This is a genomic window from Halarcobacter mediterraneus (assembly GCF_004116625.1).
Classification (GTDB): Bacteria; Campylobacterota; Campylobacteria; order Campylobacterales; family Arcobacteraceae; genus Halarcobacter; species Halarcobacter mediterraneus.
Genome location: NZ_NXIE01000002.1, coordinates 641,624 through 659,923, shown reverse-complemented (window position 1 = coordinate 659,923; position 18,300 = coordinate 641,624). Strand labels below are relative to the sequence as shown.

Genomic DNA, 18,300 nt, shown 5'->3' with positions numbered 1-18,300 from the left:
CTTTTGTATTTTTTTAATAATTTCTTAAATATAACTCAGCAGTTAATGTATTAAATATTTTATCAATATAATTCTGATTTAAATCTTTTAAGTGAGGTTCTAGATAAAGTTTTATCATATTTGTATCTGTAAAATTCTGATATTTTGATTTTTTAAAGTTTAGTGTCTTATAAGTATAGTTTAATATTTTATCTTTTCTTATTTCATTAGCATATGTAAGATAGCCTCTACTAAAAGCTTGTTCAGGGAGAAGATTACTTTTTTTATTATCAAGTGTTCTTCTAGTTTTCTGCCAAGGAATATTTTCAAATAGTTCAGGAAAATATTTTAATAGCATAGCTGAATAGATCTTATTATTTAATCTATATTCATCAGGTAAAGAATATATAAAATCTATTAAATTATTATCAAGAAAAGGCAAAATTTGTTTAATTTGATGATTACTATGTGCTAAAGCACCATGAATAAACCTTCTTCCTCTATTTAAAATCATATATGGTTCTGTGTTATCTATATTAAAGTACTTTTTATCTACAAGTGAATCTTTCCAATATATACCATAAATTGTTTTTGCTATTTCATCATTTATCTTTGTATTATAAAAATTTTTATATCTTTGTATATAACTTGCTCCTAAAATTACATCCCCTAAAAAACCATTGAAGTTTACATCTATATTTGTGCTTATATCTTTCCTAAACTCTGTTCCATGCATATGCATAATACTATACATACCATCAGACTTTGAAACTTCAGGAATTCTTTTCTCTAGCCAATTTATATTAGAAAAAAGATAAGTCTTATGATTAATATTAAATCTTTTTACTATTTCTTTGGCAATTATCATATCATCACAATTATGTGTTCCAAAAGTAAATGCAGTAATAGTTTGTTTCTTTGATATTAGTTTTTGAAGTGATGCTAGAATAAGTCTACTATCTAATCCTCCACTCAAAGACAATCCAATTCTTTTATGTCCTTTTAATCTCATTTCCATTGAATTCATAAAAAGATTGTATAGTCTATTTATTGCATTATCAAATGAAATATTTTGCTTTTGAACATTTGACCAGTTCCAGTAATAAGATTTTTTACTTTTATTATTAGATAAATTATATTCAAAAATAGTAGAAGGAGAAATCATCTTTATATATTTATGCCAAGTTGTATCTCCTACAAAATGTCCTAAATCAATAAAACAATTAAATGCTTTTTTAGTTATTTTTTTATTGACAAAAGATAATGATAAGATTGCTTTTGTTTCTGCTGCAAATGCAAAGTCATTATTGTAGTGATATATAAACAATGGCTTTAATCCATATTTATCACTTATTAGAAAAAGTTTATTAATATTCTCATCATATATTAAACAATTAAAATAACCGTTTAGGTTTTTTAGGAAATAGGGTAAAGTCTTTGATATATATGCTTTATATAAATCTTTTTTGTCATAATTACTATAAATATCTCCAAATAAAAAGGTATGTATTTTATTTTTAGAGTATGAAATTAAATTATCATTTTTTAAATAGCTACTTGAAACTTTAATATTTTTGTCAGAAAGCAAGTTTTTTATTGATAAACTTTCTGTATGTTTCATTGTTTTATTCATCTTCTGAATAAAGTTTTTATCATGTTTGTTTACATATCCAAATAATCCTGGCATTTGATTTCCTTTTAGGTGTTTACAAAAATTTTATTTTCATCGTAAGTTTTGAAAAAAGTTTTTATTCTTTCTATGATATACATTGTATCCCTTTCCGATAATTCAAAATATAGAGGAAGTCTAAGTATCTTTTTACTTTCTTTTGTTGTATGTATATCTTCTCCCACAAATTTACTATATTTTTTACCTGCAGTAGAAGTATGTAAAGGTATATAGTGGAAGCAAGATTCAATACCATTTTTTCTCAAGAATTTTATAAGATTAAATCTTGTTTTTTCATCTTTTAATTTTATATAAAACATATGTGCATTATGAATACATTCTTTTGGTATAAAAGGTAGTTTCAAGTATCCTTGTTTCTCTAAAATTTTTAAATTTTTATAATAAATACTCCATGTATTAAGTCTATTTTTTGTAATAAGTTTAGCATTTTGAATTTGTCCCCAAAGAAAAGCAGCACTTATATCATTTAATAAATAGCTACTGCCTATGTCAACCCAGGTATATTTATCTATTTCTCCTCTAAAAAATTGACTTCTATTCGTTCCTTTTTCTCTAATAATCTCTGCTCTTTTCTTAAATCTATTATCATTTATAATTAAAAGTCCACCTTCTCCTGCACTTGTAAGATTTTTAGTTTCATGAAAACTGTAGGTTCCTATGTGACCAATTGTACCTAAATATGTATCTTTGTATTTTGACATAATAGCTTGTGCTGAATCTTCTACTACAAAAATGTTGTATTTATTCGCAATTTCCATAATTGTATCCATCTCGCAAGAAACTCCTGCATAATGTACTACAACAATTGCTTTTGTTTTTTGTGTTATAGCATCTTCTATTCTAGATTCATCAATGTTCATAGTGTCAGCATTTATATCTATAAATATAATTTTTGCTCCTCTTAAAGCAAATGCATTCGCAGTACTTACAAAAGTATAAGATGGCATTATTATTTCATCTCCTTTTTTTATGTCTAGTAAAAGTGCTGCCATTTCTAATGAATGAGTACATGAAGGTGTAAGTAATGTTAATTTTGCATTTAGTTTTTTATTAAACCAGTTTTGACATAATTTAGTAAAATATCCATCTCCAGATATTTTATTTTTTTGCATTGAGGTTAAAATATATTTCTGCTCAGTCCCAATAATAGTTGGTTTATTGAAGTTGATTAGCATTTATTTATACCTTTTTCATATTTCTTTAGACATACAGTTTCAAAGGTTGAATATTTTTTTCTATCAATACAATCAAACCAAATATCTTCTTGTTCTTCAATTGATTTTATTTTTTTTAGGAATTTTTTATTGTGATATTTAGATGGAATTATCACTACCCCTGTGTCATCACAAACAGCAATAGAGTTTTTGTATAGTTTCTGCTTTTCTTTTATTAATTCTCTTATTTCTTTTTTAATTTTAACTGGTTCATTTATATATCCTACTGGATTAAAACCATGACACCAGATTGGCCAGTTTTCTTTTAGTATTCTTGGTGCATCCCTTAATAGACCATTTGTAACTATAGCATTTGCTTGTTTGTACAGAATTAGATATTTAGAAACTAAATCTCCAAAAATTGCTTTATCTTCATTATCCAATGCTTCAATAAAAACAATATCATTATCAGATACTTTTTCTATTTGTTTATGAACATTCCAGTTTGTTCCTCCTGTAGCATAGACCCAAAATAAATTACCTACTTTAAAGTGACCTTTATTTATTGCTGATACATTATAGATTGCACCACTTTTCCCCATACAATCTGCTAGTTCAGTTGTTGATACACGATTTCTTTTAATGAAATCTATAATAACTTTTTTCATTTTTGAACCTTTTAAATATTGTGTCTTTTTTTTCAAAGCTTTCATCTTTAAAAATAGTTATGGCAAACTCAAAAGGCATATAATTGTTTTTTAAAGATACATTTTTGCTAAATTGATATGCCATATCTAATATTTTTGAAGGAGAACTATGAAAGGTATTTTTATATTGAAAATCTACTTTGTCTGATAAAAAGTCAAAAGAAATACCTTCTTTTGAAAGATTATAAGCTTTTTTCATAAAGGAATTTATAAAATCATAATTATCTTCGTTTGTTAGTTTAAAATTAAATATACCAGATGCTATAACAATATCAAATTTTTTATTTAAATTAAGATTTAAAAAATCTCCTAAAATAAAGTCAATATGAGAATCATCTTTATATATTTCTGTTGCTGTTTCAATAAGTTCTTTTACAATATCTACTCCTAAGTATGTATAATTTTCAACTTTCTTCTTTAAGAGTATATTAGCATCTGCAAAACCACATCCAATATCTAAAATACTTTTATTTTCTAAATTATAATCTTCTAGTAAAATATGATACCTAAGGTCCTGCTTCCCTTTATCCCATCCTAATGTTTTAGGAGAGTATCCATATTTTACAAATCTTGTTGAATATCTATTTTGTATAATTTCTATATCTTCTTTTGACATTTTCATAATAATCCTTTGTAGGAGATTAGAATATTTTTTTGTATCTCTTTAGATATTTTTTTTAACTCTTCTATGTCATTTGCTTTAATAATATAATACCCACTTCTACTTCTATCATCAGTAGGGGATTTAATATAACTTCCAATTTCAAATTCTAATGAATAATCTAAAATATTTTCATTGTTTTTTAGGATATCAATTCCTGTTATTTCTTTAACTACTCCTTCTTTGAAATTAAAAAAATTAAGAGAAATAGTATTTTCTGTTTTAACTGTTTTTTCCAATAAAATATTTTCTCCAAGTGCTTCTTTAATTAAAAAAGAGTTAGTGTCATAACCACTCATTAATGGAGTTATTAAAGAAGAAACCTTTGTTCCTCCTCCTCTAATTGCTGCTTCAACTAAATAAAACTTTCCTTTGTAGAGTTTATATTCAGTATGAGTTATTCCAAAGTTTATATTTTTAAATATCTGATTATTTATCTCTTTTAATATATTTATATTAAATTCATCAAACTTTTGTTGATATTGCAGTGAAGAGGCAACTCCTATAGTATTTTTAAAATGAGTTTTTTTTGAAACAGCATAACTTTCATGTTTAGCTAATCTACTTTTGTAACCTTCTACAGTTAATTCAATGCCTCCAATAAATTCTTCAGCTAAGAATTGTTTATTATGGCAATACATTAAAGTTGTTTTTACTTTATCTTTTATATTTAAAAGTGAATCAACAAATTCTAAACCTCTACTTGACTGATTGTCTAAAGGTTTAAGAATTATTGGTACTTGTATTTTTTCAAAAAAATTTATTACATCTTGAACATTTTTACATAGTTTAAATTTGGGATGATGTATGTTAGGTATATTTATTTCATTTCTCATTCTTAATTTATTAGTAAAAAGTTCTGCTATATCCTCTTTATTACCATTTAAACTAAGTTTTTTATTTATGTATGCAACAGTTTTTACAGCAATATCTGTTTGGTCTGATATTACAGCATGAACTTTGTGTTTTTTTGCTATTTCAAGGTTTTTATTTTTATTTAGGATATCAATTATATAAGAATGGTCTGAAAACTTAAAAGCAGGAGAATTTTCGTAAAGATTTGTACAAATAACAGTATGTCCAAGTTCTTTTATTTTTTTTATAATTGGTATTTGCCATTGTCCTCCTCCAATTACTAATATTCTTTTCATCTTAATCCTCTATATTAAATGAAATAATCTTATTTTTTTCTACTTGATACAGAGTTATTAAATCATTAATAATTTCTAATTCTCTACCAAGTACAGTAATTAAAATAACATCAAAATTTAGATTTCTTAATTTTAAAGGATTTATCACTTTCTTATTTTCTGAGTCAAGAGCTTCCTTTTGATCAACTATACATAATAATTTATCAGCTAATAAAGTAGATATAAGTTTACAGATATTTCCATTCCCATAGAGAATTATTTTATTATGAGATTCTTTTATATGATTTATTTGAGAAATTATTTTATTTATATCTTTAGATAATTTATAATTATAATCACTCTTAAGGTTTAGATTAGTATTTGGGTTGCATGACTTGATTCTTTCATTAATAATATCAACTTCATTTTCAGTTAGTAATTTTTCATAGGTATCATTTTCTTGTCCTATAAAACTAATTCCATTTTTTTGAAGGTATCGTCCATCCCTAGTAGGTTTTGTTAAAACTTCTTCAAATTTAATTTCCAAGAAGTTTGATATTTTTTTCATAGTATTTTTTGTATTTTTAACTAAATCATCAAATTCTACAATAAAAAACTTATTTGGGTATCTTTTAGATAAAAAATCTAAAGTCTTGAAATAGTCAACTATTTTTTCTATTTCTCTTGACTTTATTATTATTTCAAATTCTGATGCAAAGGCATTATGTTCTTTGACATCAATCGGCCTTACTTTCCTATTGATTCTAGAAGCAATAATATTTTTTATATCTCTTTTTACAATAATTGACTTCATATTTGGAAAAATTTTTGGTATATTTTTATAGTTTTTATAATAATATGCATTACCCATTGAAGCATAATATTTTTTAGTTTGATGACTCTTTATGAATGTTTTATATAGAGTTTCATATAAAGTTTCAATAAGAATTTCTGGCGTCCATTTCTCTAGTTTTTCTATTGTATTAATATAATTCCTGTCTAGGGTATAAAAGTCAATATTGTAAGGTAACTTTATAGTTTCTTCTGAAGAAAGACTAATATCAAGAGTACCATATTTTAGAATTTGTTCAAATTTGTAGTAAGAAGTTTCTCCTAAAAGTATTTTTCTTAAAAAAAGTAAATTTTTAGATTTTATCCATGGTGTACAATCTTCTTTTAGTAGTCTAGAGAATGTATAATCATGTAGAGGAGATACATAAATATCTTTATGTCCATCTAGTAATGACCATAATACACTTTTCCCCCCTGCAAACCATCCATCGATTTGGATAATCATTGTTTTTTACTTTCATACAAAAGTTTATAAACTTTTTGAGCAAAAGTAAAATCATCTTCCCAATCAATGTCTATTCTTTCTGTTCCAACGCATTCATAATAGAAAGGATTTTTACCAACTCGATCACCTGTTTGGAATAATTTTTTTGAGGCTAAATAAAATGCATGATTCATCTCATATAAAACATCTAAGTCTTGTGTATTTGGCCACTTGTTTTCAGATATTTTATTATTAATTAAGTTTCCTTTTTTATCTAAAATAAAGTTTTGAATCTTATTAACAGATATCATACTATCAATATTATTGTTATCAATAAGCTTATTATACTTAGTTATAGCATCGTCAAAATGATAGTTATTAATAAAAGGAGATGTTACATGGGTATATAGAATATGGTCATAAGATACTAGTTTACACATATGTGTAAGCATCTGTTTGACAGTAGTTTTCCCATTTGCAAGTTCATCACTTCTTTTTATTAACTTAATTCTCGAATCTTTTAATAAAAAATCTTGAGCTTGGTTTAAGCATATATTACAATTAGTGGAAACTATTATTTCATCAATAGTAGAAGTTTTAATTAACTGTTGCAGTTTTATTTGTAATAGTGAACTATCATTGGAAAAAAGTTTAGTATTTTTATTAATTACTCTTGTGCTTCCTGACCTTACTGGTAAAAAAACACTAATTTTATGATTCATTTTTTCTTCCCTTTTTTATAAAAAGCATATCTCCTACCACAACTTTACCATTAAGCTTTGCAAATCTAAGAACTTCTGATAATATAAATCCTTGTTTATCTAAAAATGATAATAAGTCGAGTAATGTATAACCGTTTTCAAACCTATCATATACAGAAACTTCGCAAATAAGGTAGTCTATATGTTCTAATATTTCAGTTGCTCCTTTAACTATTTCTAGTTCATACCCTTCTGTGTCAATTTTTAATAAAGTAGTATTTGAAGTTACTTCTTCCTTATATTCTTCATTTAAAAGAGAATCAAGTCTCCTTTTATTTACTTTTATTTCCTTTAATTCATGTCCTCTTTCATTATGTTTAGATAATGGTAAAATAGAGCTAAGTGCTGGTTGTTCAGTATCCATATTAATTGTTAAAATACCACCATCTTCAGATGATAAGGCAACTTCATGAAATTTATAATCCATTTTTGATAAATAAATATTAAGTTCATCAACAACATTTAATGGATCAATTAAAACATAATTTGCATTTGGAAATGACTCATATAACCAAGGTGTCCCTGCAGAAACACCCACATCAATAATAAATGTAGGAACATCTTTTATACAAGACAAGTCTAAATCATCCCCTCCTACATTTATATTTCTATGTTCAGTAGTTAATGGCATTATTAATCCTTTTTATTATTTTTATATTCATTTATTATTCTTTTCATATAACTTTCTTGTTTTTTCTAGTCTACAATGAGTTCTATATTCTTCTGGCATATTTTTTATAAAATTTACAAAACTTGATAATGATATATTTGGATCAACAACTCTTAAGAATTTAGCATAATTTGGGTGAACATTTAATAAAGCTGTAGCTTTTGTAAAAGGGTCCGAACCCCAATTATGATTATGTTTAAGAGGTAAAATTGTTGTATTTATACAATCTAAAAAAGCATATATATCATACTTTTCATAATTATGTAATTCATTCATATGATAAGCTAAAATTTCTGTCTTTAAATTTCCTGCTCCTCTACCAATGCCAGATAAGCTGGAATCAATTATTAATTTTCTTTTACAGTTTATTAAATAAGCATATTCTATAAAATTATTTAATAGTAATATTGCATTTTCTAGATTATCATGTAAATGTAATCCAATACCGATTGAATTGTCTAGAGTATTATCTAAAAGCTTAATATATCTAATTAGTTCATTTTTTGTTATATTACCAAAAGAGTCAACAATTGAAATCATACTTACTCTTGAATCAATTCTTCTTAATAAATCAATATACTCATTTTCACTATAATCAATTGTAACCATAGGTTGTGCTAATACCTTAAATCCTTTATCTAAAATAGATTTTATTAAGGGTAAAGCAATATTTATTTGATGTTTATAAAATACAACTCTTAATGTATCAATTATCTGTCCAGAGTAATTAGGAATATCATCTATTTCAACTTTAGCGACATCAACCATTGCAAAAAAATTACTTTCTTTCCCCTTTATATCGATATTGGGATCCTTTTTAAGAAAATTTAAATCATTAAATAATGCTCCATAGATATTTTCTTTTTTATCTTTTATAAAGTAACCACATTCTATGTTTTCTACTCTTGCATTAGTTAATGTATTTATCACTTTCTCTATAAATCCACTACTAAATCTCCAATCATTAACATATCCCCCATCTCTTAATGTGCAATCTAGTATTTCTAGATTTAAGTTTGTCATTTTCTTCTCCCCTCTTATTTAAAAAGCTATAAAATAAATCTTAATAGATACTTTTTAATTAAAGATTTCTTTTAATTGTTGAATAAAGCTTTCTTTGGAAAATAAAAATTTAGTATTCTTTATATTATTGTTTTTTTGATTATTATTTATTAATTCTAAGTCTATATTATCAATATTAAAAACCTTAATGCTATTTTCCAAAAACATTTTGTATGTAGATACTTTTGGATTCATATATACTTTTTTGCCCATTCCTAAAAGTGTTATAATGTTTCCCATTCCCTGTTGTCTATTATGATTAAAAATAGCAATATTTATAGTAGATAGAAACTCATAATAGTTCTTTTCATTCATAAAGTCAATCATAGGATTAAATTTATCTTTAAATAATTCATATCCTTTCTTCATAACTTTCATTCCATAACTAGGATTACCATAAGAAAGGGGAACATATATTTGAATATTTTTATGCTTATATTTTTTTAGTTTTTCAAAGACTTGAAAGTGTTGATTTGTTTCAGTAGATGAGTTTCCAACTAATATTCTTATTGTGTCTGTGTTAATAGAATTGAGTTTTATATCTTTAAATAAATTACTAGTATAAACAAAAGCTTTAATATGTTTTCCTTTTGCATTGTAGTGTTTTCTTACATATTCAATTTCACCTGTAGTTCCAGTAACTAAGTAAGGGATATTTTTTATAATTTTTTTCCTATTATCACTATGTTTTTTTGGAAAATAAAAATCTCCTCCCCACATAATCCAATACGATTTAGATAATAAATGGGGATTTTTAATTAATAGTAAATCAACTTTATCTCTCCATAAACCATGAAGTATTATTTTCTCTGAGTTTTTCATGTACTCTAATAAAGTGTGAAAAATCTCTTCATTCGTATGTAAAAACTCTACTTCATGCTTTTTATTTAAGCCATAATTATACTTTTCACTAGTAATAAATACATATTTGTGATTTTCTCTTCCAAAGTGTTTATCTGTAAAATTGATAAACGAAGGAAGGAATTTATCCATTATCATTATATGTAGGATCATTTATAGTTCTTTAATTTTATTAGATATATTTTTCATTGTAGTAATAAAGTTTTTATAGTTAAGGGCAAACTCTAATTGTTTGAATGAAAAAAAATCAAAATAGTTTTCTTCATTTGTTATTGTATAATTTATTTGTAACTCTTCTAATTTTCTATTATATAAATCTATAAAAAAAGATGGGTCATTATTTAAAATATTAAATTTTTTTGAATTATTATAAAATTTTTGAAATGATTTTTTATATTTTTGTTCATATTCTTTAATTGTTAATTTTTTATCACCAAAATTTGTAAATAGAGCATATCTTGTATATTTTCTTATTTCTAAGGATGTAAAATTACTTGATGATAACCAAACTAAACAATTTTTATTTATTTGATAGATATCTATAATTTTAATAATTTCTATATTTTCAATGTTGTTAAATAATAATTTAGCATTCCTTTCATCTTCTTTATCGAATATAAAACCTTTTACTTTCTTCTTAGGAAAATGCTTCACAATTTGTTTTATATAGTTTAAAAACTCTAGGTCTTTTAAACTATCCTCTGTTGCTAAAAAACCAATTGAATTTAAAGTATAATTTCCTTCAATTCTTTTTTCATCAATTTTATGATTCAAACTCTTTATAAATTTAGCTTCATCATATCTTTCAATAATATACTCTAAATATTCACTACTATTTATATCATTTTTAATTTTAAATTTATTATCTATAATAATATTAAAGATATTAATGGTTTTTTCTATAAGTAGAGGTATCTTTGTATAAGTCATGCTTTGATTCTTGATCTCAGCTTGAACCCAAACCTCAGTATTAGTTGCTATATCATAAATATCATTAGGTATGATAAAATCAAATCTATTTAAAAGGTTTGAGAATACTTTTTCAAATCTTTTTCTCTGTTTTTCAGTAAAGTAAAAACAAGAAAATTTAAGATTTGGAAATCTATTAGCTATTTCATGTATATTTTCTACAAAGTATTTAGTTAAGTTTTCTTCAAATGCAAAAAAGCCTATATGCTCTTTTTTATATAGTTCACGAAGTTTTTCTTCATCTACATTATTTAAACTTTGAACGAAGTTATAGTATCTACTATTTGGTAGCTTGTTTAGTGAAAGCTTTCCTTTTAATGAAGTGTTTTCATTTTCTACTTTAACTAAAGTTTTATTCTCTATATAAATATTCTGGGTAAACTCAATACAAAGTATGTTTAAATATTTATTTACTAAGATTTCATTTAAATTTTCTAAACTTAAATTTTTACTTCCATCTATATAGACTTCAATTTCACTAGCTAAAGATTCAAGACTATTAGGTATTATAAACTCTATCTTTTCTTTTATATTTTTAAATATCTGTCGGGCTTTATTTTTTTGATATTCGAAAAAGTAAAATATTTTTAATTTACAATTATATGTATTTACAATATTTGAAATATATTCTATTAGATTTTTATTTTCTAGGTTTTCATTTACTGCAAATATTCCAATTGCATTTTCCCAAAAACTTATTGATTCCCTTAGCGGTGCAGTTTCACTTAATTCTTTTAAATGTGGTTCACAATATCTAGTATGCTCTATTTTATACTCTTTTACTAGCTTATTTAATTTTTTATTTAATTGGTGTTTTTCATCTTTTGTATATAAAATAGAAACTAAGTAAGTATCAATAACTTTATTAAGTTGTATTGATAATATCTTATTAAGTTTTGGAATAAATGATAAATTTTTCTTTTCTTCATTTGTATTAAATAAATGAAAAATAAAAGGAATATTATGTTGGCAATAGTTTATAAGTATAGACTTTAGATCATTAGATTTATTTTCAAAAAGTAATACTTGAAGTGTATAGATTAAATTATTTTCATAATCTTTAAATTTTTTATAGTTTTTAATCTTAAAAAATGATTCTAAAGATTTTTTCATTTTTTTTGAATTGCTAATTTTAAGATTTATATCTTCCAAGTCTTCATTTGAATAGTTACACTTAGAAATTTTTTCTAAATCTTTTTTTATAATATCTAGTATATTTTCTTGTTTAGTCTCTAATTTATTAGAGTTCATATCTTCTATTTTAAGAGGGATTGTATCTGCAAGATATGCTCCATTAGAAAGGTTATATACTTTTGTATCTTTTTGCTTATCATCTTGAGTAAAAAAAGTAAAACAATCTATATTTGTTTTAAATACAGGGGTCGTTTTTATACTCTCTTTTAAATTTCCTCTTACTCTAATAGTATTTTTTCTATAAGAATAATTATGATCAGAAGAGTCCTCTTCTTCTTTTAAATTGTTATAAGCATTTGCTCCACTATGCCCTTCTATATGAGTTTTTCCTGTTTCTTCATCTAGTGCTAAATCTAAACCTAAAAGATAAATTTCTTTTGCACCTAGTTTTAAAAGTAATCCATAAGTAAGTTCACCAATACTCGGGCTTGTAAGTATTCCAAAATCTTTTTTAAGTTCAAACATTGCTTGAAAAATATAAATATTTTCTTTTTTGAAACTATTAATAAGTTTTGCATTAATATGAGATGCAAAGATAAAGATTGTATTGTCAAAAAAGTTTATATTTCTTATTTTTTCTAAAGTATTTAAAACAGCAGCATCTTGCTCATCATATTGTGTCACAATATCAGGTTTGATATTGTGTTGTTCAAGAAGAGGAAGTGTTGCATAAATAGCTACTATTGTAAACTTGTCTTGAAATTCCTTTACAAAATCAATATTCTTTTGTAAAGATGGTCCTGCTGCTAAATATAAAATAGGTTTTTTAGTAAAATCTAAATTATTAACTTTTGAAATATTTAAAGTTTTAAATCCTTCCATAATATAATTATTGGTTCTGAATAAACTTAAAAAAGTCCGGTGATATGGGTATAAATAAAACTTTTGTGAAACTAATCTATTTTGAATAATTCTTGTATAAAAAGGAAAACTATCACTTAATTTAAAGAATTTAAAATAGTGATTAAAAATAAAGCTATCATTATAAAAAGATTCAAAAGAGTTTTTAAAATTTTCTTCATCTTGAGCAATAGCTAAAATTAGTTTAGCTTCTTTTGCTAATTTAGCATAGTTTGTTACAAATAATGATAACCTAAAAATTTCCAAACTAGGTTCAACGATTAAATAAAGTTTAGATTTTAGTTTTTCATGAATTATAGGAATATGAAGACCTAATCCTACTCCAAATATTATAAATTTATAAATATTATTTAAAGTTTGTTTTTGTGGTAAATTATTATTCACAAAATTAATAATAGGAGCATTTCCTTCTGTATATTCAGAAAGTAAGCCTTTCTTAAGGGAGTCTTCTGCCTGTTCTTTATTTGCAGATTGTTCATAAAAGGCTTTAAAAGAACTAGTTGAAATATCTGTATTAACAATAGATGTAAAAGCCTTACTCACTTCAAAAGAGTCTTGACCATAGAGTAATTGATTATTTGAAAGATTAATAATATCAAAATATCCATCAATAAAATGCAAATCAAATTGGGCTTTTAACTCTCCTATTTCAAGAGCAGTATTGAATAAAGACAACTTTTGAAACAATTCAGGGTGTTCTTTTTCTAAGTACTGAGTATTATCATTAAAAGTTACAATGGCATAATTCTGGGCTTCTTCTTCAGTCATTAATAACTATCCCTTTATTTGTTTTTTTCTAGGCAAGATATTATCATAATATTTAATAAGATTTTATTATAAAGGCTTATTAAATATTAAAAAAGTCATACCAAAAAAAGGTATGACTTTTAAGGTTTGTAAGAAGACTAATACTATTGTAAAAGTCTCAATACATTTTCACAGAAACATTCTGCATAGCTTACGCTATTAATTCTAGATTACTTCTTATTGAAGTAATCTAAGAACGTTTTGCTGAGTTGCATTTGCTTGAGAAATAGCATAAGAACCAGCTTGAGAAATAATATTTTGTTTGTTGAAGTTTGCAGATTCTTTTGCATAATCAACATCTCTAATAATAGACTCGGCAGCCTGAACATTTGTTGACTGAGTCATTAAGTTTCTAACGGCAGATTCAACTTGGTTTTGAGTCGAACCAATATCAGCTCTGTATGAGTTTAGAGATGAAATAGCACTATCAACTACACCTTGGAATTGTGCAGCTTTTTCAGCAGTTAATTCTCCAGTTGAAAGATTACCTAAAGAAGCTAAAGCTTGACCACCAATTAATGCACCACTAGCCGCAGCATCTGTAGTAGTAACTTTTAATTGATTATTTGTAGTTGCTGTTGAAGAAGCATCTCCATTTAATTTAATATCTTCTGTATTATGAATAGCTAAATTTCTAACTTCACCTGTGATATTTAATTCTTCTGCTGTTCCCGCATCAACTTGCATAGAACCAATTTTACCAAGATCTTTCATAGAGAAAGCACCACCATCTATAATAGTGAAAGTATTTTTATCTTTATCATAAGTAATATCTGCAGATTCAAAACCTCCACCAGATTCAGCTTCATTAATTTTATCTCTAATTAATTGAGTAGTTTTATCATCAAATTGAACTTCTAAATCACTACCATCACCAGCTGCTATTTTATCAATTTGGTCAGCAGAAATATTTACAACTCCAATACCTGTATTTGTAGGAGTTGTTCCTGTTGTCTGACCTGTAATAGTAATATCTGCAATATCTGAAGAGTCAATTTTACCATCACCATCAGTTCCCCCTGCCCAATCAGCACCTTTATTAGTACTAATAATCATTGCAGAACCATCAGCAATAATATTATTTTGATTTGAAGCACCAGAAGTTTGAACAACTTTTTCACTTCCTCCACCTAAACCAATTGTATTTGATTTAATAGATTCTGAAGAAATAATATCTTGATATCCTTCCCCAATTTGGAAGTTTAAAGATTCTGAACCATTTGTACTATCATTTGATTGTAGTAAAGTATTACCATTATAGTTTGTTTGTTCAGCAATATTATCTAATTGTTCTAATAATTTACCAATATCTTTTCTAATTGCTTCTCTACCATCATAAGAAGTAGTTGAAGTATTAGCTTGGATAAGTTTAGCTTTAATTGTATCTAGAATATTAGATTGCTCAGCCATAGATTTATCTGCGATTTGTAATAAAGAAACCGCTGAGTTACCATTATCAATACCTTGATTGATAGAAGTAGCTTGAGTTCTTAATTTATCAGCAATTGCTAAACCAGAAGCATCATCACTAGCTTTGTTAATTTTTAAACCAGAAGATAATTTCTCTAACGAACTTTTAATGTTATTGTTAGTATTTGTTGCTGATTCTTGAGCAGAAATAGATGAAATATTTGTATTAATTCTCATAATAAATCCTTTTTGTATTATGACACAAAGTAAACAAGTGTTTACAGCCTTTGAACCTTCTTGTTTTACCAAGCATAGGATTGAGTCCTTTGGAATCCATTGATCCCTATATAACTTATACTGAAATTATTACACACCAATTCTTAAAACTAGATTAAATTTAAAAACGATAAATAAAAAAGTCTAGATTACTTCCTATTGAAGTAATCTAAGAACATTTTGTTGTACATTATTTGCTTGAGAAATAGCATAAGAACCAGCTTGAGAGATGATATTTTGTTTGTTGAAGTTTGCAGATTCTTTTGCATAATCAACATCTCTAATAATAGACTCGGCAGCTTTTACATTTGTTGCTTGAGTCATTAAGTTACGTACAGCTGATTCAACTTGGTTTTGAGTCGAACCAATATCAGCTCTATATGAGTTAAGTGTAGAAATAGCACTATCAATAACACCTTGGAATTGTGCAGCTTTCTCAGTAGTTAATTCTCCAGTTGAAAGATTACCTAAAGAAGCTAAAGCTTGACCACCAATTAATGCACCACTAGCCGCAGCATCTGTAGTAGTAACTTTTAATTGATTATTTGTAGTTGCTGTTGAAGAAGCATCACCGTTTAATTTAATATCTTCTGTATTATGTATAACTAAGTTTTTAACTTCACCTGTGATATTTAATTCTTCTGCTGTTCCTGCATCAACTTGCATAGAACCAATTTTACCAAGGTCTTTCATAGAGAAAGCACCACCTTCTATAATAGTGAAAGTATTTTTATCTTTATCATAAGTGATATCAGTGGCTGCGAAACCACTTTCACCTGCATTGATTCTATCTCTAATTAAAATTGAAGTTTTATCATCAAATTGAACTTCTAAATCATTAGCACCATCTGATATTTTATCAATTTGTTCTGCACTAATATTTATAACTCCAATACCTGTGTTTGTAGGAGTTGCACCAGTTGTTTGCCCTGTAATAGTAATATCTGCAATATCTGCTGAATCTATTTTACCATCACCATCAGTTCCTCCTGCCCAATCAGCACCTTTGTTTGTGTTAATGATTAATGCAGAATTGTCAGCAATAATATTATTTTGATTTGAAGCTCCAGAAGTTTGGATAAGCTTCTCACTTCCTCCACCTAAACCAATTGTATTTGATTTAATAGACTCTGATGAGATTACATCTTTATAACCCTCTCCAATTTGAAAAGTTAATGCTTCCGAAGAGTTTGTACTATTTGTCGATTGTAGTAAAGTATTACCATTATAGTTTGTTTGCTTTGCAATACTATCTAATTGTTCTAATAATTTACCAATATCTTTTCTAATTGCTTCTCTACCATCATAAGATGTAGTTGAAGTATTAGCTTGGATAAGTTTAGCTTTAATTGTATCTAGAATATTAGATTGCTCAGCCATAGATTTATCTGCAATCTGAAGAAGTGCAACTGCAGAGTTACCATTATCAATACCTTGATTGATAGAAGTAGCTTGAGTTCTTAATTTATCAGCAATTGCTAAACCAGAAGCATCATCACTAGCTTTATTAATTTTTAAACCAGAAGATAATTTTTCTAACGAACCTTTAATGTTATTGTTAGTATTTACTGCTGACTCTTGTGCTGTTAGAGATGAAATATTTGTATTTATTCTCATAATGTAACCTTTACAGTTTGTATATTGTTTAAATAATATCTAAGCTAAAGTTAAACTTTGTTTAAGAAAACCCCTGATTCTATATGATTTGTATATGAAAATTGATCAAAGAGTGCAAAATTTATTATTTTATGTGTTTTTGTTAATTCTTTTAAATCTCTATGTAAAGTTTCTGGATTACAAGATATGTAGATTATTTTATCAAATTGTTTTGATAGGTTTCTTGTTGTATCATCAAGTCCCGCTCTTGGAGGATCTACAAAAATAGTATCAAAATCATATGTTCTTAAATCAATATCCTTTAGTCTTCTAAACTCTCTTTTTGCTTTTAAGGCTTCAACAAATTCTTCTGCACTCATTCTTATAAAGTCTATATTTGATATATTATTTAAAGAACAGTTTGTTAATGCAGATTTAATAGAGGTTTTAGAAATTTCAGTTGCAAGTACTTTATTGAATTTTTGGCTTAAAGGAATTGTAAAGTTGCCTCCTCCACAATAAAGTTCACAGAGGTCTTTACCTGTTTTTTCTATTTGGGATAAAACCCATTCAATCATTTTTATATTTACTTTTGTATTTGGTTGAGTGAAACCACCTTCTTTGTATTGAAAATAAAACTCTTTATTTTCAATATTTAATGTTTCTTTTATAAAATCTTCACTTAGAATCTCTTTTTGTTTTCTACTTCTTCCTATAATTTTTATATTAAATTCTTTTTCAAGTTTTTTTGCTTCTTCTATCCAAGAGTCTTCAAGTTTTCTATGATAAATAAGTGTTACAAGCATATCCTTTGTAGTTGAGCCTAAAAATTCACAGGCAAAAAGTTTAAACTTTAATTCTTCACTTTTTTTAATTTTTTCCAAAAGCTTCGGCATCAGTTCTGAAATGTCTTTTGAAACAATTTGACAACTTTGTATTTCAAGTGCATTTTTTTCAAAACTATTCATTGCATATGAAATTGTTGGTTCCTCGTTTTTATCAAAATTTTTCCAAATTCTAAATTCTGCTCTTGTTCGAAAGTTTTGTTTTTCACTTGTAATAATATCTATATTAGGAATATCAAATTCATTAAAACGTTCTTTTTCCCTTTGTATTTTAAAATTTAATTGCTCTTCATAGTTCATTTCATATAAAGTACAGCTTCCACATTTTCCAAAATATTCACAATTCATAGTAAACCTTAATCTAAAATCAAGTAGATATTATATTCAATCT

At 25.7% G+C, this 18,300-nt stretch carries 14 protein-coding genes; all 14 read right to left on the bottom strand.

The genetic code is table 11. The annotated features are described in order from the left end of the window. Positions 1-13: 13 nt before the first annotated feature. The gene (locus CP965_RS07335) at positions 14-1,666 is read right to left on the bottom strand and encodes an asparagine synthase-related protein (RefSeq protein WP_129061425.1); all 1,653 of its coding nucleotides are present in this window, start codon (positions 1,664-1,666) and stop codon (positions 14-16) included. 11 nt (positions 1,667-1,677) lie between these two features. After that, complete coding sequence (gene rffA, locus CP965_RS07330) at positions 1,678-2,844, bottom strand: dTDP-4-amino-4,6-dideoxygalactose transaminase (RefSeq protein WP_129061424.1); 1,167 nt, start codon at positions 2,842-2,844, stop codon at positions 1,678-1,680. Beyond that, the gene (locus tag CP965_RS07325) at positions 2,838-3,491 is read right to left on the bottom strand and encodes an RraA family protein (protein WP_129061423.1); all 654 of its coding nucleotides are present in this window, start codon (positions 3,489-3,491) and stop codon (positions 2,838-2,840) included. Before CP965_RS07325 ends, rffA begins: the two co-directional genes overlap by 7 nt. After that, positions 3,463-4,152 carry a class I SAM-dependent methyltransferase gene (locus CP965_RS07320; RefSeq protein WP_129061422.1) on the bottom strand — a complete coding sequence of 230 codons (690 nt, stop codon included), beginning with the start codon at positions 4,150-4,152 and terminating at the stop codon, positions 3,463-3,465. The genes CP965_RS07325 and CP965_RS07320 overlap by 29 nt, the downstream gene beginning before the upstream one ends. Beyond that, entirely contained in the window at positions 4,149-5,342 is a 1,194-nt protein-coding gene (locus tag CP965_RS07315; RefSeq protein WP_129061421.1) for an ATP-grasp domain-containing protein, read from the bottom strand. The genes CP965_RS07320 and CP965_RS07315 overlap by 4 nt, the downstream gene beginning before the upstream one ends. 1 nt (position 5,343) lies before the next feature. Continuing rightward, positions 5,344-6,618, bottom strand: a complete 1,275-nt coding sequence (locus CP965_RS07310; RefSeq protein WP_129061420.1) for a sulfotransferase domain-containing protein — start codon at positions 6,616-6,618, stop codon at positions 5,344-5,346. Further along, complete coding sequence (locus CP965_RS07305) at positions 6,615-7,319, bottom strand: acylneuraminate cytidylyltransferase family protein (protein WP_129061419.1); 705 nt, start codon at positions 7,317-7,319, stop codon at positions 6,615-6,617. The genes CP965_RS07310 and CP965_RS07305 overlap by 4 nt, the downstream gene beginning before the upstream one ends. Continuing rightward, a complete protein-coding gene (locus CP965_RS07300) occupies positions 7,309-7,989 on the bottom strand; it encodes an FkbM family methyltransferase (protein WP_129061418.1) in 681 nt (226 codons plus the stop codon). Before CP965_RS07300 ends, CP965_RS07305 begins: the two co-directional genes overlap by 11 nt. Positions 7,990-8,016: 27 nt before the next feature. Then, positions 8,017-9,051: a beta/alpha barrel domain-containing protein gene (locus tag CP965_RS07295; protein WP_129061417.1), complete on the bottom strand. Its 1,035-nt coding sequence runs from the start codon at positions 9,049-9,051 to the stop codon at positions 8,017-8,019. A gap of 54 nt (positions 9,052-9,105) precedes the next feature. Beyond that, entirely contained in the window at positions 9,106-10,104 is a 999-nt protein-coding gene (locus CP965_RS07290) for a TDP-N-acetylfucosamine:lipid II N-acetylfucosaminyltransferase (RefSeq protein WP_129061416.1), read from the bottom strand. Then, the gene (locus CP965_RS07285) at positions 10,105-13,743 is read right to left on the bottom strand and encodes a motility associated factor glycosyltransferase family protein (RefSeq protein ID WP_129061415.1); all 3,639 of its coding nucleotides are present in this window, start codon (positions 13,741-13,743) and stop codon (positions 10,105-10,107) included. It lies immediately after the preceding gene. 216 nt (positions 13,744-13,959) lie between these two features. Next, positions 13,960-15,429: a flagellin N-terminal helical domain-containing protein gene (locus CP965_RS14325; RefSeq protein ID WP_129061414.1), complete on the bottom strand. Its 1,470-nt coding sequence runs from the start codon at positions 15,427-15,429 to the stop codon at positions 13,960-13,962. Positions 15,430-15,624: 195 nt separating this feature from the next. Then, positions 15,625-17,085: a flagellin N-terminal helical domain-containing protein gene (locus CP965_RS14320; RefSeq protein WP_129061413.1), complete on the bottom strand. Its 1,461-nt coding sequence runs from the start codon at positions 17,083-17,085 to the stop codon at positions 15,625-15,627. 50 nt (positions 17,086-17,135) lie between these two features. Then, positions 17,136-18,257, bottom strand: a complete 1,122-nt coding sequence (gene trmA / locus CP965_RS07270; protein ID WP_129061412.1) for a tRNA (uridine(54)-C5)-methyltransferase TrmA — start codon at positions 18,255-18,257, stop codon at positions 17,136-17,138. Positions 18,258-18,300 lie beyond the last annotated feature (43 nt).